Genomic DNA, 21782 nt, shown 5'->3' with positions numbered 1-21782 from the left:
TATAACTTAGCGATTGGTTAGGTTTAATAAAAAAAGGTAAGCATTCGCTTACCTTTTTTACTATTTAAAATAAGACTTTCATATTCAAGCGCAGGCTTCAAGTAACTCTTGCGCATTGTTAAGAGTAATTTGACTAATATTATTGCCACCTAACAAGCGAGCTATTTCGTTGACTCTGCCTTGCTGGTCGAGCATTCTCATTTTGGTATGGGTTTGTTTGCCATCACTAAATTTAGCCACAAAAAATTGTTGATGGCCGCTGCAAGCGACTTGCGGTAAGTGAGTTACACAGATGACTTGAGTTGATTCACCCAATTGTCGTAATAAGCTTCCAACAGCGGAGGCGGTTGGGCCTGAAATACCAACATCCACTTCATCAAAAATAAGCGTTGGAGTGGTGACTTTGGCAGCAATAATCACTTGAATAGCCAAACTTATACGCGATAGTTCACCACCAGAGGCAACTTTAGCAAGTGGCTGCATTGGCTGACCGGGGTTAGTGCAAACTAAAAAGTCAATTTTATCTAAGCCGATAGGGCTTGGGCTGCTGGCAGATTCAAAAGCTAACTCAATTTCAAATTGACCATTTTCCATCGACAGCTGATGCATACTTTGGCTGATCAAGTTATTAAGTTCTGTAGCTGCAGCGTGTCGGCTTTGGCTTAATACTTGGGCGCTTTGTTGGTATTGCGCTAGTGTCGCTGTTATTTCTAATTCGAGGCTGTCTAGTCGTGCACTATCGTGGCTAATTTTATCAAGCTGGCTAATTAACTGTTGATGAAAATCATATAATTCTTGGGGTCGGATATGGTGTTTACGAGCCAACTCTAATGTTTTCGCCATGCGATCTTCTACTTCAATTAAGCGATGTGGATCACATTCACTGCTTTCTTGATAACGACGGATATTGCTGGCTGCTTCTTCAATTTGTACCGCTGCTTCAAATAATAAATCAGCAATTGGTGAGAGTTGTGGGTCAATGCTGGCTAATTCAGCAAATCGGTTGGCACTATGTTGTACTATGGTATAGGCGTTAGCCCCATCTTCTTCATACAGATGTTGCAGCTCTCGTTGGCTCGATTCAAGCAATGTGTGCATGTTGCTAAGCAAGCTATGCTCAGCTTCAACATTGTCATATTCACCATCTTCAAGAGCAAACTCATTGAGTTCAGCTACTTGATATTCAAGTAATTGCTGCTGGGCATCTTGCTGGGCTTGTAAAGCAAGCAGTTGAGCATGTTCTTTCTTAATACTTTGATAGCGTTTAAATAAATTTTTAGTCTCAGCTAACAGCGCCTGATGACCTGCATATTCGTCAAGCAGTAAAAGTTGATGCTCATTTTTGCTTAATAATTGATGTGCGTGTTGTCCATGGATGGCAATCAGCGTTTGACTTAACGTTTTTAATTGGCTGGCTGTGACGGGAGTGCCATTAATATAGGCCTTACTGCGACCTGTATTACTGATCACTCGTCGTAAAATGCATTCGTCATCACTGACTAAGTCGTTTTCTAGTAGAAATTTTTGCGCATTAGGAAGTTTGCGAATATCAAATTCGGCCGTAACCTCAGCTTTGTCTGCGCCTGGGCGAACCATGCTTGCTTCTGCACGTTCACCTAAACAAAGCGACAAAGCATCAATAGCAATTGATTTACCCGCACCGGTTTCACCTGTAATGGTTGTCATACCCGGTTGCCATTCAGTTTCAAGCTCGGAAACTATTGCAAAATTATTTACTTCTAACGCAATTAACATACTGTTTATCCATCCAGTTCATTAACTGTTAATTTATACAGTATTTGTTAATTGCGCAAATATTTTTTAGCTTTTTTTAGCTAATTTGTAGTGCTGCTTTTTTCTTCTGTTTGAGCTTCATTTTCTTCTGCAGATAAAGCCTCTATTGTGGCCTCGTTAAGTACATCTGCAGATTTGAGACTTGTAACAAGCCCTGGTAAAAGCTGCTCATAAAATATCTTATTGAAGTCGCGCCCTGTAGGTAATTCGCTCACAAAATTTAAAATTCGTTCTGCAAGTTGATCTTTATTACCAGTTACATGACTTTTAGCCATTTCACTGGCTAAAACATTGGTTAAGTTCTCAAGACAAACCTCCATTAAAATAAGGTTCGACTCACTGTGAGGTTGGACAACAAAAAAGTTATTAACCACAGCTTGCATCATAGGGACATGTTTTGGGCGAATGAGTTTGGCTTCGGCGTAGAGTGAAATTTGCTTTTTATAGTTTTCGGTTACGTATTTAACCCTGTCATTAAACTGTTGTTTTTTGAAGGCTTCGGCTTTTTTTCGATTATTTTCAACTACCGTGTAAGTCGCAAAAACCGCAATAAGAAGAATAACGCATAGAAACACAATGTAAGTCATGATGAGTAAAAAAATCCATAATAAACAGCTTAGAGCGGCAGCATACTCAAACTTTTATCAAAATAAAATAGCCATGTTGATAATTTGAATTTTAAAAATTATTGAGCTGAACTTTAAATGAGTGAATGAGTTAGCAAATCTGATGTTCTAAAATAAATACTTTCGCTGTTAAAGAAGGTGAAACCTGTAAAAAATGGTTAAAAGGTTTCACTAATTCTGATGTTTTTTTAGGGCTTGTGGTCTTTTTTGTACGAATTCCGCTCATTTGTACGTATTTTAAACGCAGCGCTCATTCAGTAATTTTGCATGCTAAATAAATATTGAACAGGAGGAGTATGAGATGAAATCGAAGGCATTGGCTTGTTTGGTATTGCTACTTGCGTGGTCGCCGATTTACGTAGAATAAGTACACTACATCGGCTACGCCTTGTGAGAATACCAAACAAAGCGCGGCAAAAGCATACGCGAAAAGTCAGCAGTCTCTAATATAAACGGCTGCCCCAATTAAGTTTTTGTCGCAGTACGTTGTAATAAGAATAATCTTTTGGATGAATGAGGCGAAGTGGTTTATCCCCTTTTTTTATCACAACTTCATCACCTGGCATAACAGCCAAAACAATATGGCTATCACAGCTGATCTGTAAGTTGTCATCATTTTCTAAGCTAAGTTTTAAGCGAATTTCATTATCGGCATCAACCACTAAAGGGCGGCTTGATAGGGTATGTGGGAACATCGGCACTAAGGCCATAGCGTTGAGTTCGGGTGTTAAAATTGGCCCGCCGCCTGAAAGCGAATAAGCTGTTGAGCCGGTAGGGGTGCAAACAATTAAGCCATCTGATTTTTGTGAAAAAACAAAGTCATCATTAATAAAAGCTTCAAACTCAATCATATGAGCAACTTTATCGGCATGTAAAACCGCTTCATTTACTGCCGAATTAGAGCTTTTTAATTTTTCGTGCCGATAGACTTCAACTTCTAGGAGAAAGCGGGTTTCTTGACGGTATTGACCAGCTAAAACTTGCTCAAGTGCGGCTTCGAAGTTATGAGGATCAAGGTCAGTTAAAAAACCTAAATTACCGCGATTTACCCCAATTACAGCAACATCAAAACGCGATAATACTCTTGCCGCGCCAAGCATATTACCATCACCGCCAACCACAATAGCTAAATCGCATTGGCGTCCTAAGTCCACTAATTCAACAAGGCGGTGCTCAGGCACGCCCATATCAAAACCAACTCGCTGTTCAATGAGCACTTCATAACCTAGTGCATCAAGAAAACTATCGAGTTTTTTTAATGTGGCATTTGCGCCTGCGTGATTAGGTTTTCCGATAAGACCAATGGTATTGAATGTCTTGTTCATGAGGATTGACTGAAATTGAAAGTAAATTCAGTATATCTAAAAGCTTAGCTACTTGAAAATAAATAACCTCGCCCTCATTAAGGCATTATGAATTTAAATACTCGCGATCAACAAATTTTCTCAGCCATTATGCGCTTTTATTGCGATGGGCAAGGCGTGGCTGTGCCGTCTTCACGAATAGCAAAACAAAACGGCATGGCCGTATGTTCTGCGACAATTCGTAATTCGATGGCACGAATGGAGAAATTAGGTTTAATTTATTCTCCTCATACTTCTGCGGGGCGCGTCCCCACTTTGGCAGGATTTAAATATTGGTTTGGTACTTTTTTTGATTTGCAGCACGTCGTTGATTTTTGGCAGCCATGTAATGATTCATTAATTCAATTTACTCATTATATCAGCCAAAAATATAAGGTATGTGCGTGTGTGGGTTTACCTCAAGTCACCTCTCAGGCTATTTTTCGAGTTGAAGTGCTGGATTTTGATAAGCAAAACTGGTTGATTTTATTACTCGACCGTCAAGGTCAAAGCCACAATGTTGTGATCACCAAACCGTTAGAAGCAAACGAAAAAATTCGCTTGGCCTTTAACGGTTGGCTTAATACCGTGTTTGCGCAGCAAACTTTGGCCGAAGGGCTACAACGCATGCGTGCAATGTCAGCCACGGCTCCAATGTTTTGTCATGGCTCTTTGGCGCAATGGACGCGTTTACTTGCAGATAAACTCGGGTCTGAAAATAGCATTGTTGTGGGTGACAATTATTTATTTGAATCATTAAAAGGGTCTGAGCAACCATGCATAGGCACCCCATTACTTAGTTTTGTTGAAGATAAGCTGGCATTTAAGCGCGGTTTATCGGTGATCCTAGGCGATGATATGCCGTTTCATGGTTTTGAGCATTTATTAATCTTAAGTGCACCTTATTTTTCACAAGGGGTTTACCAAGGTCGTTTTTGCATTATTTGTAAAAAAACAGCCGAGATAGAGGCATTAATTAATGAATTTACTGCTTTGGGTTAAAAAGACTCTTGAATCTAAAAATTCCATCCCCATAATTACCCGCAGTTGTAAAGAATTGGAGATCAGAAATAATGTCTGAACAAACAAATCATGCTTCACAAGAAGCTGAGCTGAACGAACAAACTGTTGACCAACATGTTGATGGTGAAAACGTCGAACAAGAATTAAGCCCTGAGGCTGAAATTGCATTATTATCTGCTGAATTAGAAGCCGCTAATCAAACAATTGCAGACCAGAAAGACAGTGTTATCCGCGCTGCAGCTGAAGTAGACAACGTGCGTCGTCGTGCTGCTCAAGATATTGAAAAAGCACATAAGTTTGCATTAGAAAAGTTTTCAAATGAGTTATTACCTGTTATTGATAACTTAGAACGCGCAATCGAATTTGCTGATAAAAGTAATGATGCATTAACCCCATTACTTGAAGGCATTGATATGACAGTAAAAAGCTTTGTTACTGCAGTCGCAAAATTTGGCGTTGAAGTAGTGAATCCGCAAGGTGAGAGCTTTAACCCTGAATATCATCAAGCGATGGCGTTACAACCAAGCGCTGAAGTTGAGCCAAATACTGTACTTGCTGTAATGCAAAAAGGATATACATTACATGGCCGTTTATTACGTCCAGCTATGGTAATGGTATCGAAAGCGGCTGAATAATTTACTGCTGTGAATAAAAAAACCGCTGAAAAGCGGTTTTTTTATGGCTGTTAAACAGCCTTGTTCTGTAAATGCTGTAGCCATTGGCATAATAAAATCGCCACCACAGCACTAAACATTAAAATTGAGAAAGCGAAAGTATCGTGACTGTGAAGCAAGGCTAAAAGTGGCCCCGCCAGTGCACCGCTACCAAAGCGCAACGTACCTATTACAGCTGTCGCAGTACCTGATTGCTTGGCAAACGCGATTAAAATTAATGCATCGGCATTACTGGCCATTAATCCCAAGCTCATCATTAATGGGGCGATAAAAACAACAACCCATACTAAAGATGAATGCATCAATGAGGCTACAACTAAGCAGCTTGCGCTGAGTATTGCCAATATCAAACCGCTGTAAAGCATTGTTCTTGAGCCAAATCGTCCTACTAAGCGCGTATTTAAAAAATTTCCCGCCATCAAAGCTATTACATTAAATGCGAATAAAATCCCAAAGGTTTGGCTTTCGACTTTAAAATAATCGAGATAAATAAACGGCACCGAAGTTAAAAAACAGAAAAAAGCAAATGATGCGAACATTGAGCTTAAAATATCAAACCGAGCAGGGCGATAACTCAAAACTGTTTTATAACTATTAATAAATAAATTAAGCCCTGTATTAGGGTTTTTAGTGATGGGAATATCAATCAAATAACGCATCACAAGAAGTAAAATTATAATGCTATAGCCACTTAAAAAGATAAAAATACTCTGCCAATGCCAAATTAACATTAAGGCGCTGCCAATTGAGGGGGCAAGCAGAGGGGCCATCATCATGATCATTGACACATAAGACATGCCTTTAGCCGTTTCATGTTCATAAATATGGCGAATTATACCTGGCACAACCACAGTTGCGGCTGCTCCAAAAAAGGCTTGAAGGCCACGGCTGAGTAAAAATAATTCAATATTGCGGCAAAAAACTAAAATTAGCGTAAAAAAGCAAAATCCAGATAAGCCAATAATAGCAAGCTTTCGGCGACCAAATTGGTCAGCTAAAGGGCCAAAGAAAAGCATACCTAACGCATATCCAGCTAAATAGGTACTTAATGATAATTGAACTTGGCTAATCGACGTACCTAAGTCATTGGCAATTTGCAGCATGGCTGGTAAATACAGGTCAATTGCAAGCGGGGTAATGGCCACAATACTGGCTAATAAAGGTAATAAAATGCGTTTATTTAAAGACGTTTGCATAATAAGAGCGCTTTTAAAGAAGGGGGGACATAGTGTAAGACTTTTAGCATTTCAAACAAGCATTAAGTACGCACAATAGTGTTGCAATTTCGCACAGTTATTTGCTGTGAGATGACATTAACATCCTGGTAAAGACTGAATTTAAAAAGACAAAAACTTTAACAAAACGACATGCAAAAAGCGTGTCGACTATTAATTTTAACCTGACTCCATTACACTTATTTCAAACGCTAAATTTAAAGGAACAACATGAAAAATGCATTGTTAGCGCTCGCAATAACAGGTTTATTACTTGGTTGCAAAACATCACCAACCGGACGCACGCAATTGGCGCTCTATTCTGATAGCGATATGAACAGTATGGGCGTTCAAAGTTTTAGCCAATTAAAAAAACAAATGGCTATCAATACCGACACTAGAACCAATCGTTATGTGCAATGCATTGCGGACAATATTATTGCGGTATTGCCACAAAAATATGCAAGTCAGAAATGGGAAGTGGTTGTTTTTGATGAAGACTCAGCGAATGCATTTGCATTGCCCGGTGGAAAAATCGGAGTTCACACTGGTTTATTAAAAGTGGCGGTCAATCAACATCAAGTTGCAACTGTTATGGGCCATGAAGTCGGGCATGTGATTGCCGAACATTCAAATGAACGTGCATCACAAAGCTCAGCGATTCAGATTGGGATGCAAGCTGCTGATGCAACGTTAAAATCAACGCAAAATCAATATCATGGTGCGATTATGACTGCGCTGGGTGTTGGTACGCAATACGGTGTAATATTGCCCTTTAGCCGCACACATGAATCCGAGGCTGATGAAATTGGGTTGGATTTAATGGCTAAGGCGGGATTTGATCCAAAAGAATCCGTTACTCTTTGGCAAAATATGAGTGCAGTAGGTAGTGGGGCATCTCCAGAGTTTTTATCGACTCATCCATCACCAAAAACACGTATTGAAGATTTACGTAAAGAAATGCCTGAAGCAATGAAACTGCACTACAGTGCATTACAAACCGGTAAAAAGCCTGGTTGTACGCTGTAATTTAAAAAGTCCATTCGCCATCAGGTTGAGGAACTGATTCAAAAGAGTCGGCTCCCCACTTTTTGTCTCACTCGCAATCTACCTCTTAAAAGTAGGTATTTTCCCCAAGTTACTTTGCGTTGCTTTAAATACTAATGCATCAGGGAACAATCAAAAGGTGGGAATGATAAAACTAAAAATGAGATACCAATAATTTTATTGGTATCTCACGTCATATTTATACTTTGTGGCGGTTTAAACAAATAATGCTAATTGCAACAAAAGCCAAAATAAAACAATAATAAGATGAGCTTGCTACTTGCCAAGGTGAAATTTGAAACGTTGCGCCAAGTAATAAAGCTTGTGCGCCATAAGGCAATGAGCCTTGCATTACGCAGGCAAAAATATCAAGCAAACTGGCAGAGCGTTTTGCTGAGATATTGCCGTCTTCAGCCAATTTTTTAGCAATCGGGCCTGCAACAATAATTGACACTGTATTGTTAGCGATGCACAAATTTGATGTCAGTACCAAGGCTGCAATACCTAGTTGATCGGCTACTTTACGATTCCATTTAGCGATGACTTTAGTTAAGTATTGAATTTTGTGAGCTATGTAATCTAAGCCGCCGTTAATACGAATAAACTCAGACAAACCACCAATAAGCATTGAAAGTAAGAAGATTTCTTGCATGCTGCTGAAACCTTTATAAATGTCTTTGATAAAAGCGCTGCCTTCATAGCTGCCGGTAAAGCCCATGACTCCGGCAAAAACAATGCCGCTGAACAATACAACAAATACATTAAACCCAAGTACAGCGAGCACTAAAATAAAGGCATAAGGTAAGACTAACAGTAAATCATACTCTTGAACTTCGATTGCTTGTGGTGCGGGAGTGAGTATAAATAACAGCACTACGGTTAATAAGGCCGCAGGCATTGCGATTTTAAAATTTTCGCGGAATTTATCTTTCATTTCACAGCCTTGTGTACGTGTAGCTGCAATTGTAGTATCAGAAATAATCGATAAATTATCACCAAACATTGCGCCAGAAACAACCGCACCAGCAACAAGCGCAGGGTCCATGCCTGTTTTGAGTGATAACGCATAGGCAATCGGTCCAATTGCCCCAATGGTGCCCATTGAGGTTCCCATTGCTGTGGCAACGATGGCAGAAATTAAAAATAAACCTGGTAGTAAAAAGCTTGGTGGAACTAAATCAAGGCCCGCATTCACTACAGCATCAACCCCACCGGTTGCACCAGCTACGGTCGAAAACGCGCCTGCGAGTAAATAAATTAAACACATGGTGATGATATTGCTATGGCCCGCACCTTTAATAAAGGTTTCAACAGAGCGATTGATGGTGGCTTTATTTAAAATAAAGGCCAGTAAAATAGCGGGTAAAATAGCAACAGGAGCAGGGAGTTGATAAAAAGCATAATCAACGCCTTGAGATTGAAGATATAAGCCTGCGCCTAAAAAAATAGCGACGAAACTTAATAAGGGTAGCAAAGATAACTTTGCTTGAGTTTTACTAAAAGTAGACTGCATTAAAAACCTCTAAAATAAATGTTGCAGCCCCACAGTTCCCTTTTTAGCTGCATTTTTCAAGCGCCCGCAAGCCAAAGACCAAATCGGCGCCTTATATCTAAGGAAGTGCGAATGTATAGATGGCTAGATGTTTTGTCAAATTTTTCTTGTTACACTGTGCCAAATGCTAATGCACACTCAAAGCGTCAAAATCCACTAAATCCCTTTGATGCATCGGACGTGAATAAACATTAAACTATTAACATATAGTAATTTGTCAGTGTTAAAAAGAATCTTTTTGCTTTTTTGTTAAGAAAAAAAGTAAAACTGCTTAATTTAACCCTTTATTTATAAAGAGAATAATATGAATCGAATTGGCGTGTTTGGCGCAAATGGGCGCATGGGGCAGGCACTTTTGCAAGCAACCTATCAAGATAATAACAGTGAAATAGCAGCCGCTTATGTGCGTAAAACATCCGATTTTTTTGGTATCAACGTCGGCCCAATCATCGGCGTAAATGATATTGAGCAAACATTTTGCGCACTTGAGCAAACCAATTGTACCAATGTTGATGTGCTTATTGATTTTACTTTACCGCAAGGCATGTTAGTGCATTTAGCGTATGCGGTTGCTAATCAAATTCCAATGGTGATTGGTACGACGGGTTTAACTGCTGAGGAGTTTGCGAAATTACAGCAAGCTGCTAAAACTATTCCCATTGTGTTTTCTCGCAACTTTAGTGTTGGTATCAACTTATTACTTAATTTGGTGCAAACAGCCGCAAAAACATTGAGTGATGAGATTGATATTGAAATTTTTGAAGCCCATCATCGTCATAAAATTGATGCTCCTTCAGGCACCGCACTTGCGATTGGTGAAGCAATCGCAGAGGCAAAAGGATGGGATCATAACGAAGTTGCTCGTTATGAACGTCATCAAGACCATGTGGCTAAATCGCAAAATGAAATTGGATATTCGGTGCTAAGAGCTGGGGATATTGTCGGTGAACATACGGCTTATTTCGCTTCTATCGGCGAAAGACTCGAAATAACCCATAAAGCGAGTTCTCGAATGACCTTCGCTCAAGGTGCAGTAAGGGCTGCAGGCTGGTTGAAAAATAAACCTGCAGGACTTTATGATATGCAAGATGTGTTAGGTTTTAAGTAGTAAACAGTTTTTTTTGGCGCTTTCATCGTTTTTTTTCGAAGAAAGCGCTATTTTTAGTTTTTTTGTAATTAGCGTTAGACCTTGAAGCGTTTTTAATCTAAAATAAGCACAATTTGCCAAAATTTATTTTGCGTGTTTCCAAACGCCTTGAGCGGGTCGTAAATCGTCAGTTTTTACACCCGTTTTTTACTGTTAGGAGGTTAACTTGACTATATCCGCTTTGTTAGTCCTAGAAGACGGCACAGTGTTCCGCGGTACTGCGATAGGGGCTGAAGGTATTTCAGTCGGTGAAGTAGTATTTAATACATCAATGACAGGCTATCAGGAGATTATCACTGATCCCTCATATGCGGAACAAATCGTAACCCTGACTTACCCACATATCGGTAATACGGGCACTAACAGCGAAGACGAAGAAGCGAATAAAATCTGGGCTAAAGGCCTAGTTATTCGTGATTTGCCACTGCTAGCGAGTAATTTCCGTAATGAGCAATCATTAGATGAATATTTAAAAGCTCGCAATATCCTAGGGATTGCAGACATTGATACCCGTAAATTAACACGTATCTTACGTGATAAAGGGGCTCAAAATGGCTGTATTATCGCTGGTGAAATTGATGAAGCGAAAGCTTTAGAAGCTGCAAAAGCATTCCCAGGTTTAAAAGGAATGGATCTTGCCAAAGTGGTTTCAACCACTGAGCAATATCAATGGAATGAAGGCAGTTGGCAACTAGGTCAAGGATTTAAGACACTTGCTGACGCTGATGCAAAGTTCCACGTTGTAGCGTATGATTTTGGTGTTAAACGTAATATTTTACGTATGTTAGTTGACCGCGGTTGTAAATTAACGGTTGTGCCTGCCCAAACGTCTGCTGCTGACGTATTAGCCTTAAATCCAGATGGTATTTTCTTATCAAATGGCCCAGGTGATCCAGCTCCATGTACTTATGCTATTGAAGCAATTAAAGCATTTTTAGAAACTGACACGCCAATTTTTGGGATCTGTTTAGGTCACCAATTACTAGCTCTTGCGTCGGGTGCACAAACGGTAAAAATGAAGTTTGGCCATCACGGTGGTAACCACCCTGTAAAAGATTTAGATCGTGGTGTCGTGATGATTACTGCACAAAACCATGGTTTTGCTGCCGAAGAATCAACGCTACCAGACACGTTACGTGCAACGCATAAATCATTGTTTGATGGCACTTTGCAAGGTATTCATCGTACAGATAAACCTGCATTTAGCTTCCAAGGTCATCCAGAAGCGAGCCCAGGCCCGCATGATGCTGCGCCGTTATTTGATCACTTCATCGATTTGATGCAAGAACGTAAACACTAATTTAGGACCGAGAGTAACAATGCCAAAACGTACTGATATAAAAAGCATTCTTATCCTAGGCGCTGGCCCTATTGTAATCGGCCAAGCCTGTGAATTTGACTACTCGGGTGCACAAGCCTGTAAAGCGCTTCGCGAAGAAGGCTACCGTGTCATTCTAGTGAATTCAAACCCTGCAACTATCATGACAGATCCTGAAATGGCTGATGCAACATACATCGAGCCAATTCACTGGGAAGTTGTCGAAAAAATCATTGAAAAAGAAAAGCCTGACGCAGTTCTACCAACAATGGGTGGTCAAACGGCATTAAACTGTGCTCTTGACTTAGACCGTCGTGGTGTACTTGCAAAACACGGTGTTGAGCTAATCGGCGCGACAGCTGATGCAATCGATAAAGCAGAAGACCGTTCACGTTTTGACGTAGCAATGAAAGCGATTGGTTTAGAAACACCACGCGCTGAAATTGCACGCAGCATGGAAAGTGCGCGTGATATCGTCACCCGTATTGGTTTCCCATGTATCATCCGTCCTTCTTTCACCATGGGTGGAACAGGTGGTGGTGTTGCGTACAACCAAGAAGAATTTGAAGAGATTTGTGAGCGCGGTCTTGATCTTTCACCAACTAAAGAATTGTTAATTGACGAATCGTTAATTGGTTGGAAAGAATACGAGATGGAAGTGGTTCGTGATAAAAACGACAACTGCATTATCGTTTGTTCAATTGAAAACTTTGATCCTATGGGTGTTCATACTGGTGACTCAATCACCGTTGCCCCAGCACAAACATTGACTGATAAAGAATACCAAATCATGCGTAATGCATCGATGGCTGTATTACGTGAAATTGGTGTTGAAACAGGTGGTTCAAACGTACAGTTTGGTATTTGTCCTGATACTGGCCGTATGGTTATTATCGAAATGAACCCACGTGTATCACGTTCATCTGCGCTTGCGTCAAAAGCAACGGGTTTCCCAATTGCTAAAATCGCTGCAAAACTAGCGGTAGGTTATACGCTTGATGAGTTACAAAATGACATTACTGGTGGCAAAACACCGGCGTCATTTGAACCATCAATCGATTACGTGGTAACAAAAATTCCTCGTTTTAACTTTGAAAAATTTGCGGGTGCAAACGACCGTTTAACCACACAAATGAAATCAGTTGGTGAAGTAATGGCTATTGGTCGTAACCAACAAGAGTCATTACAAAAAGCATTACGTGGCTTAGAAGTTGGCGCAACAGGGTTTAACCCAATTGTGGCGCTTGATGACCCAAGTGCGAGAGAGAAAATCATTCACGAATTACGTGAGCCAGGCGCTGAGCGTATTTGGTATGTTGCAGATGCAATGCGCCACGGTATGTCAGTTGATGATGTATTCGAATACACTAAAATCGACCGTTGGTTCTTAGTTCAAATTGAAGACATCTTAAAAGATGAAGCTAAAATCGCCTCATCTGGCATGGCAGGCTTAAACAAAGACTTTTTACGTCGTTTAAAACGTAAAGGTTTTGCTGATGCACGTATCGCAGAAATTGCGGGAGTATCAGAAGCTGAAATTCGTAAAAAACGCCATAACTTCAATATCTTCCCAGTTTACAAACGCGTAGATACCTGTGCTGCTGAATTTAGTTCAGACACTGCTTATATGTATTCAACGTATGATGAAGAGTGTGAAGCGAACCCAAGTAACCGCGATAAAATCATGGTTATCGGTGGTGGTCCAAACCGTATCGGTCAAGGTATTGAATTTGATTACTGCTGTGTTCACGCGGCCCTTGCACTGCGTGAAGATGGTTATGAAACCATCATGGTTAACTGTAACCCTGAAACGGTTTCTACCGATTACGATACGTCAGACCGTTTATATTTTGAGCCAATTACGCTTGAAGATGTGCTTGAAATCGTTCGAGTTGAAAAACCAAAAGGCGTGATCGTGCAGTATGGTGGTCAAACACCGCTGAAACTTGCTCGTGCCCTTGAAGCGAATGGTGTGCCAGTAATTGGTACTTCACCTGACGCTATCGACCGCGCTGAAGACCGTGAACGTTTCCAACAACTTGTTGAGCGCTTAGGCTTATTACAGCCACATAATGCGACAGTAACGTCAACCGAAGAAGCCATGGCTAAATCGGCAGAAATTGGTTTCCCATTGGTTGTTCGCCCATCGTATGTTCTTGGTGGTCGCGCAATGGAAATCGTTTATGACGAAGACGATTTACGTCGTTATATGACTGAGGCAGTACAAGCATCAAACGAAGCTCCTGTATTACTTGATCATTTCTTAGATGACGCAATTGAAGTTGATGTTGATGCAATCTGTGACGGTGAGCAAGTTATCATCGGTGGTATTATGGAGCATATCGAGCAAGCAGGTGTTCACTCAGGTGACTCAGCATGTTCACTTCCACCTTATACACTCAGTGCTGAAATTCAAGATCGCATGCGTGACCAAGTTACCCGTATGGCACTTGAACTTGGTGTAGTTGGTTTAATGAATACACAATTTGCTGTTAAAGATGGCGACGTATATTTAATTGAAGTTAACCCACGCGCTGCACGTACTGTTCCGTTTGTATCAAAAGCGACCAGTGTGCCGATTGCTAAAATCGCTGCTCGTTGTATGGCTGGCCAATCACTTGCAAGCCAAGGTATCACCAAAGAGACTATTCCGCCTTATTACAGTGTAAAAGAAGTAGTACTACCTTTTGCTAAGTTCCAAGGTGTTGATCCAATCCGTGGCCCAGAAATGCGCTCAACGGGTGAAGTAATGGGTGTTGGTGATAACTTTGCTGAAGCGTTTGCAAAAGCACAGTTAGGTGCAGGAAATGTTTTACCTCGTGGTGGCCGTGCATTATTATCTGTGCGCAATGGCGATAAAAAACGAATTGTAGAACTAGCGCGTATCATGACAGAACTTGGTTTTGAACTTGATGCCACTGGTGGTACAGCTGCAGCACTTGAGACAGCCGGCATTGCCGTACGCCGAGTAAACAAAGTGTTTGAGGGTCGCCCTCATATTCTTGACCGTATCAAAAACGGTGAGTATAGCTATATCGTTAACACGACTGAAGGTCGCCAAGCGATTGAAGATTCTAAAGTTCTTCGTCGTGGTGCGCTTCAACATAAAACAAACTATACCACAACGCTAAATGCAGCTTTTGCTAACTGTAAAGCAAATGCTGCAGACGATCGCTCGAAAGTAAATTCATTACAAGAGCTACATCGTCGCGTTAAATAAGTAATTGAACCTCTGATAACACTGTTATCAGAGGTTTTAAGTGAGAGTTTATGCAACAAATCCCTATGACAGTTAGAGGTGTTGAACTGCTAAGAGCAGAACTTAACGAACTTAAAACAGTCAAACGCCCAAAAATTATTGCAGATATTGCAGTGGCACGTGAACACGGTGACTTAAAAGAAAATGCCGAATATCATGCTGCACGTGAAGAGCAAGGTTTTTGTGAAGGACGAATTCAAGAAATTGAAGCAAAATTATCGAACGTACAAGTGATTGATGTCACCAAGATGGCTAACAATGGTAAAGTTATTTTTGGTACTACAGTAACAATTGTTAACGTAGAGACTGATGCTGAAGTAACTTATCGAATAGTCGGTGATGATGAAGCAAACATTAAAAATAACTTAATTTCGGTTAATTCACCAATAGCTCGCGGTCTTGTTGGTAAATCAGTAGATGATGCTGTAACTATCAGTACGCCAAAAGGCAATGTTGAGTACGAAATTATAGCAGTTGAATATATTTAACGAAAACGACTACAATGAAAGCTCGGTATTTAACCGGGCTTTTTTTTTGGAGGTAAGTTTGCGAAAAATAACAACAATAGCGCTGTCTCTGCTTTATTCTTTTCCTACCCATGCGGCTGATTGCCAAACTGCCTTTTTAGAACAAGATTATGTAACTGCTTTTAGTGCCTGCAAAGAAGCCAGCGACAGTGCTGATGCACAAGCGAGTTTCATTATGGCGACTATTTATGCAAAAGGGCTAAGCGTAGCCCCCAATGTTGACCAATCTATTAGTTACTTAACTTATGCGGCAGAATTAAAACACCCCGAAGCGATGTTTAATTTAGCTGTTGCGTTTGAGCTTGGTCGTGGCGTTAATAAAAGTGCATCGGATGCAGTTGGTTGGTATCAAAAAGCGGCAGAGGCCGATTTTTTGCCAGCGCAACGTAAATTAGCTTTAATGTACGAAAAAGGCAAGGGCACGCCTGTGGATGCAAAACAATCTTATTTTTGGTATAAAAAAGCCGCTGAAGCAGGGCAATCTTATGCCCAACTAAAGTTAGGTGCGATTTTGCTGCAAGACAAAGTAGTACCAAAAGACATAGAAGCGGGGCTTAGTTGGATTGAAAAGGCTGCACTGCAAAATGAGACTGAAGCGCAATTTGCCTTAGCGACGTTACTGTGGAATCGAGATATTGATAAATCATTGTATTGGTATGAAAAAGCCGCTGAGAATGGCAACAGTTTTGCAATGCACAACTTGGCTTCAATCTATTTAAAAGGTGAAAAAGTACCGCTTGATCTTGATAAAAGTGAGCGTTATGCCAAACAAAGTATTGCCAGTGGTCAGACTGCAAGTGAAAGAATTTTAGTTGCTATAAATCAATTACGTCATCCTTCGCAGGAGCTTGCCTCAGTCGAAGGGTCAGAACCTGAGACCCTAATCACTGAGCCTGTAGCCGTCGTTAAAGCACCTATAGAGCCGTTGACTCAAGCTGAGCCTGAAGTTGAGAATCTAGTATTAAATGCGGCTGTGGAAGATGAAATACCCCGATTAAAAGGGTATTTTATTCAATTTGCTAAAATCCATAGCTCAGAAGGGGTCGCGCATTTTGTTCGAAAATATAAGTTACAGGGCCAATCTCAAGTTGTTGAGCTTAAAAATGAGCAGGCTTATTTAGTATTGAGCTTGGCCTTTGAAGATAAAGCGGCAGCAAAAGCGGCGTTAACCGAACTAGATAAAGCTCTGGCGGCGCAAAAGCCTTGGCTTCGTAGTGATAAATCGCTTAATGCTTTGCTATTCTAATGATTGCCTTATTGTAAGGTAAATATAGTGATTACGTTACACTGAGTTTAAAAAGAAAAGCCAATCTGAAAAGATTGGCTTTTTTATTGGTTGGAGTTTATTGGTAATTAATTGGTTGCAATATCAGCTTGATTGGTTAAAGAGTCAGTTGTGGTCTTTTTATTGCGTTTTAAAACACGTTTTAAATCCTCAAGGGCTATGTATTGGCAAGGAATTAAAATCAAGGTAATAAAAGTAGCAAACAAGACACCAAACGCCAGAGATACAGCCATTGGAATTACAATTTTAGCTTGTAGGCTTGTTTCCATAATAATAGGAATTAAACCGATAAAAGTAGTGAGGGATGTCAGCATAATGGCTCTAAAGCGTTTACAGCCTGCATCTTCAACTGCTTGTTTAAGAGATACACCTTCTTTACGGGCTTGGTTAACAAAGTCGACCATCACTAATGAGTCATTCACTACCACACCCGCAACAGCAATAATGCCAAATACAGATAAGCTACTCATGGTCATGCCCAAAATCATGTGACCAAACATGGCGCCAATTACACCAAATGGGATCACCGACATAATGATCAAAGGTTGTGAATAAGAACGCAGCGGAATAGCCAGTAATGCAAAAACTAGTACCATTGATAAAACAAAGTTACGCATTTGCTCTGCTGCACTGTCCATTTCTTGTTGAATACGACCCGCAACATTACTTTGTACGCCAGGATAATTTTTTAGTAAACCTGGCAAGTAATTATCACGAATATCTTTAGCAATCTCAAAAGGTTGCGCTTGATTGGTATCAACAGAAGCCCATACATTAATAGTGCGTTTTGCATTTTCACGGCGAATACGATTTACACCATCAGCTAAACTTACTTGTGCCACTTCTGATAGCAGTACTTCAGCACCGGTTGGCGTCACAATACGGGTATCGTTAATTTCGCTAATGGAATTACGTTGCTCTTCAGGGTAGCGGATCATGACTTTGACTTCTTCACCGTTGCGTAAAATACGCTGTGCTTCCATACCGTAATAACTGGCGCTGACCTGAGATGCAACATCGGCAAGAGTTAAGCCCATAGTGTAAGCAACAGGTTTTAGGTTTAAACGTACTTCGTCAGTGGCGTTTTGCATTGAATCGTTCACATCACCCACACCTTTGATGGTATTGAGTTTTGATTTTAATTCTTCTGCAACTAAACGTAGCTCAGCAACATTTTTTCCTTCAAGACGAAAGCTAATATCACCATCATCACGACCACCACCAAAAATACTATCTTGAATAGTCATCGATTTAATGCCTGGTAATGGCGGCATATTTTTACGCCACAGATCTGATAAAGCAAAGGTATCCATTGGGCGTAAATCAGGATCAACAAGGACTGCCATTAAACGGGCATTGGTGCGGCCATTGAGGCTAACTGATAAATCTTTGATCATCGGCACGCCATATTCAGCTTTGATTTGTTTTTCAACATCTAAAATCACTTTTTCAATGGCAAGTGCCGTCTCTAATGTGGCTTTTTCTGAAGAGGATAAATTCATCTCAATACTGACAGATGGAAAGTCGTGTGGGATTTTAGGGCTTGAAACAAACTTAACAAATCCACCGGCAAATAAACCAATACTGACAATTAAAATCGCGATAAATGTGGCAATTACGGCATAACGGTAATGAATACATTTTACAATAAATGGGCGGTAGTAATTTTCAACAAAGTGTTTAAGGGCACCATCAATGGTATTACGTAAACGATGCATTGGATTGCGAGGGTTGTAAGGCGTCATTTTCATGCGAGCGATATGCGCCGGTAAAATGAATTTTGATTCTACTAATGAAAATAACAAACATAAAATGATTACGCCGCCAATCGCTTTACCAAAAGCAGATTCAGGGCCTGTTGATAAGGTCATTGGTAAAAATGCGGCAACCGTTGTCAGCACCCCAAAGGTAGCGGGCATGGCAACACGTTTAACACCTCGAATTACATTATCTAACGAGTGACCGTGCTCTTCAATTTCGCTGTGGGCCGATTCACCAATTACAATTGCATCATCGACCACAATCCCGAGCACTAAAATAAAGGCAAATAAAGAGGCAACATTAATGGTGACATCTAAAAAGCCCATCGGCATAAACAAGAATGCACCTAAAAAAGATACTGGTAAGCCCATCATGACCCAAAACGCTAACCGAGCGCGTAAAAATAACGCTAAGATCAGCATAACTAAAATACCACCCCATACCATGTTATCGATCATCATGTTAAGACGACCTTCAAGGTAATACGTCATATCGACGATTGGCTCAAGTTTAACCCCAGCAGGTAATTTGTCGGCTTTATCGGCAAGGTACTTTTTAATGACAGCCGCAACTTTAGTGATGTCTTGGTCTTCTGAAGCATTGATTTCAAAAGTAAGTGAGTTACTGCCATTGTATTTATGGTATTGAATACCTTCTTGAAAACCATCGTTAACGGTTGCCACATCACCTAATAATACTTGTGTACCATCTGGCAGTAAGATTAACGGTAACTGCTCAAATTCACGACCTGTATAGGCTTGGTTTTCAACGCGCATTGAAATGTAGCCATTTTCAGCTTTAATTTGACCTGCAGACATATTGGCTGAGAAGCTTCGCACAGCGGTGGCAATTTCTCTAAAACTAAGGCCATATTCACGCAGTTTATCTGGACTGACTTCAATGCCAATTTCGTAATTTAAGCCGCGATTAAAACGAGCGATATTGATCGAAGGTAGCGCTTGAATTTCATCATGAATGCTATTGCCGAGCTCTTTTAAATCACGACGATTTAAATCGCCATATAAAGCTAACACCATGACTTCTTGTTCAAACTTTTCTTGCGCCACAATAGGGCGCTCCATGCCTGCGGGAAAGCTTGAAATCGAATCAACTTGCATTTTTACTTCATCAAGTACGTCTTGCACGTTGTAGCTTTCATCTACTTCAATCCACGCATTAGCGCTATTGCGGTTTGAATAAGTAATTAAGCGTTTTAGGCCTTGTATTCCTTCAAGGGCCTCTTCAATTTTTATGGTGATCCCTTCTTCAACTTCCTGTGGCGCGGCGCCAGGGTAGGCAACTTGCACACTCAGCCAGTTAATTTGAAATTGAGGGAACATTTGTTTTCGGATTGTCATGGCGGTTAATAAACCACCCAACAAGATAAAAATCATTAATAGATTTGCAGCGACAGGATTACGCGCAAACCAGGCGATTAAGCCTTTTTGTGTGTCAGCGCTCATCGGTTATTCTTCCTTCATCGCAAGTTGTGTTTCAACGTTTGGTTTTTTCTCATCAGATTTTGCAACTGCGGTGTCTGGGTCGAGTTTCATGCCCTCTGTCGGGTATTCAAGGGCGGAAGTAATAATTTTTTCGCCAAAATTAATACCCGATGTGGCAATAACCATATTATTTTGCTCACGTACTATTTCAACAGTTCTAAAACTCAACGTATTGTCAGCGTTTAATACCGCCACTTTATTATTTTTTACCAAGTGCTGAGGAATTAAGGTTGCTTCAGGAATTTGCATACCCGCAATGGTGGCATTGACATAGGCACCAAAACGCAGGGGTTTGGCTGTTTTAGTTTGGCCGTAAGGGTCTTGTACTTCAGCGACTAGATACGTCATACGACTTTTATTATCAATAACACCTTCACTGCGCACAATTTTAGCCTGCCATTGCACTTCTTGGCCGGCATAATCGGCACTCAAAGTAACGTTTGAATCAAGGCCATGATTAACTAAATATTGTAAGTCTTTATCTGGTACAGGTAAGCGAATTTCAGCCACTTCAGTTGCGCTAACTAGGCCAAAAAAACTGCCTGGATTGACTACACTACCTAAGCTAATGCTTCGCTCAGCGATTATCGCGTCGTATGGCGCTTTTACAAAAGTACGTTCTAAATTACGGGTAGCACGTTTTACTGCTGCTTCTGATGCGCGATAACGCGCTAATTTTTCTGCCAATTGTGGCTTACGTAAATACAGTTCAGAAGGAATGCTTTCGTTTGAGTTTTTGCTGATCCGATCCCATTCAGCTTGAGCAACATGCGCTTGGGCGCGCTCAATTTCAAGAGCTGAACGAGCTTGAGCCAAACTTGCTTCTGCTTCAGTGAGTGCCGCTTCATAATCGTTCGGATCGATGCGCACTAGAACTTGGCCTTCTTTAACAAAGCCGCCTTGAACAAAAAGAGGTGACACTTCAACAATTTGCCCGCTGACTTGAGCAACAAGTTGAGTTTGTTCTTTTGCTTTTACTAAGCCATGAGACTTTACATCTAATGAGATTGGATTGATTTGTGCTGGACTTGTTTTAACTATGGGCAAAATCACCGTTTCTTCTTTTTTTTCTGGTGGTTTTTTCATAGCAACCAGTGCCCCAGCAACTGCAATTGCGGTTACAGCAATTGCAATTGGGATAAAAATTTGTTTTTTAGTAGCCATGATGACTCCCTTGCTTACTTATATTGATGACACGCTTATAATAAGCAATATAATGTTTACAGACTGCGTATTTGTGTAACAAACTGTTAGTTTTTTTAATCGAAATTTATCTTTTTGTTGCGTTTTTATTTTATCATTTTGTTTTATAACAACTTTATTTCACCATTGCGCTTAAGTATTATTAATAATTTTTTGATATTTATTAATAAATTCAAGTAATTGTGTATAAGTTTTGGGGAAGTTATGCAGTGTAGAATGGGATGTGGTGCGTGTTGTATTGCGCCAAGTATTAGCTCCCCGATACCCGGTATGCCAAACGGCAAACCAGCAGGTGTACGTTGTATTCAGTTAAATGAAGCGAATATGTGCCGTATTTTTGGGCAGCCTGAAAGGCCTTTGGTATGCAGTGATTTTAAAGCAACAATTGATGTATGTGGCCAAACTAATCAAGAGGCAATGTGGCTTATCACCGATTTAGAGCAGAATACTTAATAAAGAAAGACGGTGGCAAGTAGGCGCATTACATGAATGCGCCATTAAAAAGTG

Annotated in this window: 16 protein-coding genes; 9 read left to right on the top strand and 7 right to left on the bottom strand. The window is 40.5% G+C overall.

The genetic code is table 11. The features are described from left to right. Nucleotides 1–84: 84 nt before the first annotated feature. The 3 genes from recN to nadK form a co-directional block, all read right to left on the bottom strand. The gene (gene recN, locus PTUN_RS11935; protein ID WP_009837161.1) at nt 85–1755 is read right to left on the bottom strand and encodes a DNA repair protein RecN; all 1671 of its coding nucleotides are present in this window, start codon (nt 1753–1755) and stop codon (nt 85–87) included. Nucleotides 1756–1835: 80 nt separating this feature from the next. After that, nucleotides 1836–2381 (bottom strand): hypothetical protein, encoded by a 546-nt coding sequence (locus PTUN_RS11930; protein WP_009837160.1) that lies wholly within the window; start codon nt 2379–2381, stop codon nt 1836–1838. 482 nt (nt 2382–2863) lie between these two features. Continuing rightward, complete coding sequence (nadK, locus tag PTUN_RS11925; protein ID WP_009837159.1) at nt 2864–3745, bottom strand: NAD(+) kinase; 882 nt, start codon at nt 3743–3745, stop codon at nt 2864–2866. 87 nt (nt 3746–3832) lie between these two features. On the opposite strand from nadK, the gene PTUN_RS11920 reads away from it, so the two are divergent. Then, nucleotides 3833–4765 carry an HrcA family transcriptional regulator gene (locus tag PTUN_RS11920; protein ID WP_009837158.1) on the top strand — a complete coding sequence of 311 codons (933 nt, stop codon included), beginning with the start codon at nt 3833–3835 and terminating at the stop codon, nt 4763–4765. A gap of 71 nt (nt 4766–4836) precedes the next feature. Beyond that, complete coding sequence (grpE, locus tag PTUN_RS11915; RefSeq protein WP_009837157.1) at nt 4837–5421, top strand: nucleotide exchange factor GrpE; 585 nt, start codon at nt 4837–4839, stop codon at nt 5419–5421. 50 nt (nt 5422–5471) lie between these two features. On the opposite strand, the gene PTUN_RS11910 is transcribed toward grpE, so the two are convergent. Continuing rightward, nucleotides 5472–6656, bottom strand: coding sequence for a multidrug effflux MFS transporter (locus PTUN_RS11910; RefSeq protein WP_009837156.1), 1185 nt, complete (start codon nt 6654–6656; stop codon nt 5472–5474). Between the two features lie 249 nt (nt 6657–6905). Between PTUN_RS11910 and PTUN_RS11905 the strand changes: the two genes are divergently transcribed. Beyond that, a complete protein-coding gene (locus tag PTUN_RS11905) occupies nt 6906–7703 on the top strand; it encodes a M48 family metallopeptidase (RefSeq protein ID WP_009837155.1) in 798 nt (265 codons plus the stop codon). Between the two features lie 217 nt (nt 7704–7920). Here the strand turns inward: PTUN_RS11905 and PTUN_RS11900 are convergent, their stop codons facing one another. After that, a complete protein-coding gene (locus PTUN_RS11900; protein WP_009837154.1) occupies nt 7921–9234 on the bottom strand; it encodes a Na+/H+ antiporter NhaC family protein in 1314 nt (437 codons plus the stop codon). Between the two features lie 343 nt (nt 9235–9577). Here PTUN_RS11900 and dapB point away from each other — a divergent pair, with 343 nt between their 5' ends. From dapB to PTUN_RS11875, 5 genes are all read left to right on the top strand, one after another. Next, complete coding sequence (gene dapB / locus PTUN_RS11895; protein WP_009837153.1) at nt 9578–10381, top strand: 4-hydroxy-tetrahydrodipicolinate reductase; 804 nt, start codon at nt 9578–9580, stop codon at nt 10379–10381. 205 nt (nt 10382–10586) lie between these two features. Further along, the gene (gene carA / locus PTUN_RS11890) at nt 10587–11720 is read left to right on the top strand and encodes a glutamine-hydrolyzing carbamoyl-phosphate synthase small subunit (RefSeq protein ID WP_009837152.1); all 1134 of its coding nucleotides are present in this window, start codon (nt 10587–10589) and stop codon (nt 11718–11720) included. A 19-nt stretch (nt 11721–11739) separates the two neighbouring features. Next, nucleotides 11740–14958 carry a carbamoyl-phosphate synthase large subunit gene (carB, locus tag PTUN_RS11885; RefSeq protein WP_009837151.1) on the top strand — a complete coding sequence of 1073 codons (3219 nt, stop codon included), beginning with the start codon at nt 11740–11742 and terminating at the stop codon, nt 14956–14958. A gap of 50 nt (nt 14959–15008) precedes the next feature. Continuing rightward, nucleotides 15009–15485, top strand: coding sequence for a transcription elongation factor GreA (gene greA, locus PTUN_RS11880; protein WP_009837150.1), 477 nt, complete (start codon nt 15009–15011; stop codon nt 15483–15485). Nucleotides 15486–15543: 58 nt separating this feature from the next. After that, on the top strand, nt 15544–16770 hold the full coding sequence (locus PTUN_RS11875; protein ID WP_157579373.1) for an SPOR domain-containing protein: 1227 nt from the start codon (nt 15544–15546) through the stop codon (nt 16768–16770). A 107-nt stretch (nt 16771–16877) separates the two neighbouring features. Here PTUN_RS11875 and PTUN_RS11870 read toward each other — a convergent pair whose 3' ends face one another. Beyond that, nucleotides 16878–20033 (bottom strand): efflux RND transporter permease subunit, encoded by a 3156-nt coding sequence (locus PTUN_RS11870; RefSeq protein ID WP_009837148.1) that lies wholly within the window; start codon nt 20031–20033, stop codon nt 16878–16880. A 3-nt stretch (nt 20034–20036) separates the two neighbouring features. Further along, on the bottom strand, nt 20037–21236 hold the full coding sequence (locus PTUN_RS11865) for an efflux RND transporter periplasmic adaptor subunit (RefSeq protein WP_009837147.1): 1200 nt from the start codon (nt 21234–21236) through the stop codon (nt 20037–20039). A 243-nt stretch (nt 21237–21479) separates the two neighbouring features. Here PTUN_RS11865 and PTUN_RS11860 point away from each other — a divergent pair, with 243 nt between their 5' ends. Beyond that, nucleotides 21480–21728, top strand: coding sequence for a YkgJ family cysteine cluster protein (locus tag PTUN_RS11860; protein ID WP_040643627.1), 249 nt, complete (start codon nt 21480–21482; stop codon nt 21726–21728). Nucleotides 21729–21782: the final 54 nt, after the last annotated feature.

The organism is Pseudoalteromonas tunicata (genome assembly GCF_002310815.1).
GTDB classification, from domain to species: Bacteria; Pseudomonadota; Gammaproteobacteria; order Enterobacterales; family Alteromonadaceae; genus Pseudoalteromonas; species Pseudoalteromonas tunicata.
Note: the sequence above shows the minus strand (reverse complement) of the source record. Positions and strands in the feature narration are given on the sequence as shown.

Excerpts from the sequence above, each read along its gene's own strand:
- recN (WP_009837161.1), bottom strand. The coding sequence starts at position 1,755 with ATGTTAATTGCGTTAGAAGTAAATAATTTTGCAATAGTTTCCGAGCTT.
- PTUN_RS11930 (WP_009837160.1), bottom strand. The coding sequence starts at position 2,381 with ATGACTTACATTGTGTTTCTATGCGTTATTCTTCTTATTGCGGTTTTT.
- nadK (WP_009837159.1), bottom strand. The coding sequence starts at position 3,745 with ATGAACAAGACATTCAATACCATTGGTCTTATCGGAAAACCTAATCAC.
- PTUN_RS11920 (WP_009837158.1), top strand. The coding sequence starts at position 3,833 with ATGAATTTAAATACTCGCGATCAACAAATTTTCTCAGCCATTATGCGC.
- grpE (WP_009837157.1), top strand. The coding sequence starts at position 4,837 with ATGTCTGAACAAACAAATCATGCTTCACAAGAAGCTGAGCTGAACGAA.
- PTUN_RS11910 (WP_009837156.1), bottom strand. The coding sequence starts at position 6,656 with ATGCAAACGTCTTTAAATAAACGCATTTTATTACCTTTATTAGCCAGT.
- PTUN_RS11905 (WP_009837155.1), top strand. The coding sequence starts at position 6,906 with ATGAAAAATGCATTGTTAGCGCTCGCAATAACAGGTTTATTACTTGGT.
- PTUN_RS11900 (WP_009837154.1), bottom strand. The coding sequence starts at position 9,234 with ATGCAGTCTACTTTTAGTAAAACTCAAGCAAAGTTATCTTTGCTACCC.
- dapB (WP_009837153.1), top strand. The coding sequence starts at position 9,578 with ATGAATCGAATTGGCGTGTTTGGCGCAAATGGGCGCATGGGGCAGGCA.
- carB (WP_009837151.1), top strand. The coding sequence starts at position 11,740 with ATGCCAAAACGTACTGATATAAAAAGCATTCTTATCCTAGGCGCTGGC.
- greA (WP_009837150.1), top strand. The coding sequence starts at position 15,009 with ATGCAACAAATCCCTATGACAGTTAGAGGTGTTGAACTGCTAAGAGCA.
- PTUN_RS11870 (WP_009837148.1), bottom strand. The coding sequence starts at position 20,033 with ATGAGCGCTGACACACAAAAAGGCTTAATCGCCTGGTTTGCGCGTAAT.
- PTUN_RS11865 (WP_009837147.1), bottom strand. The coding sequence starts at position 21,236 with ATGGCTACTAAAAAACAAATTTTTATCCCAATTGCAATTGCTGTAACC.
- PTUN_RS11860 (WP_040643627.1), top strand. The coding sequence starts at position 21,480 with ATGCAGTGTAGAATGGGATGTGGTGCGTGTTGTATTGCGCCAAGTATT.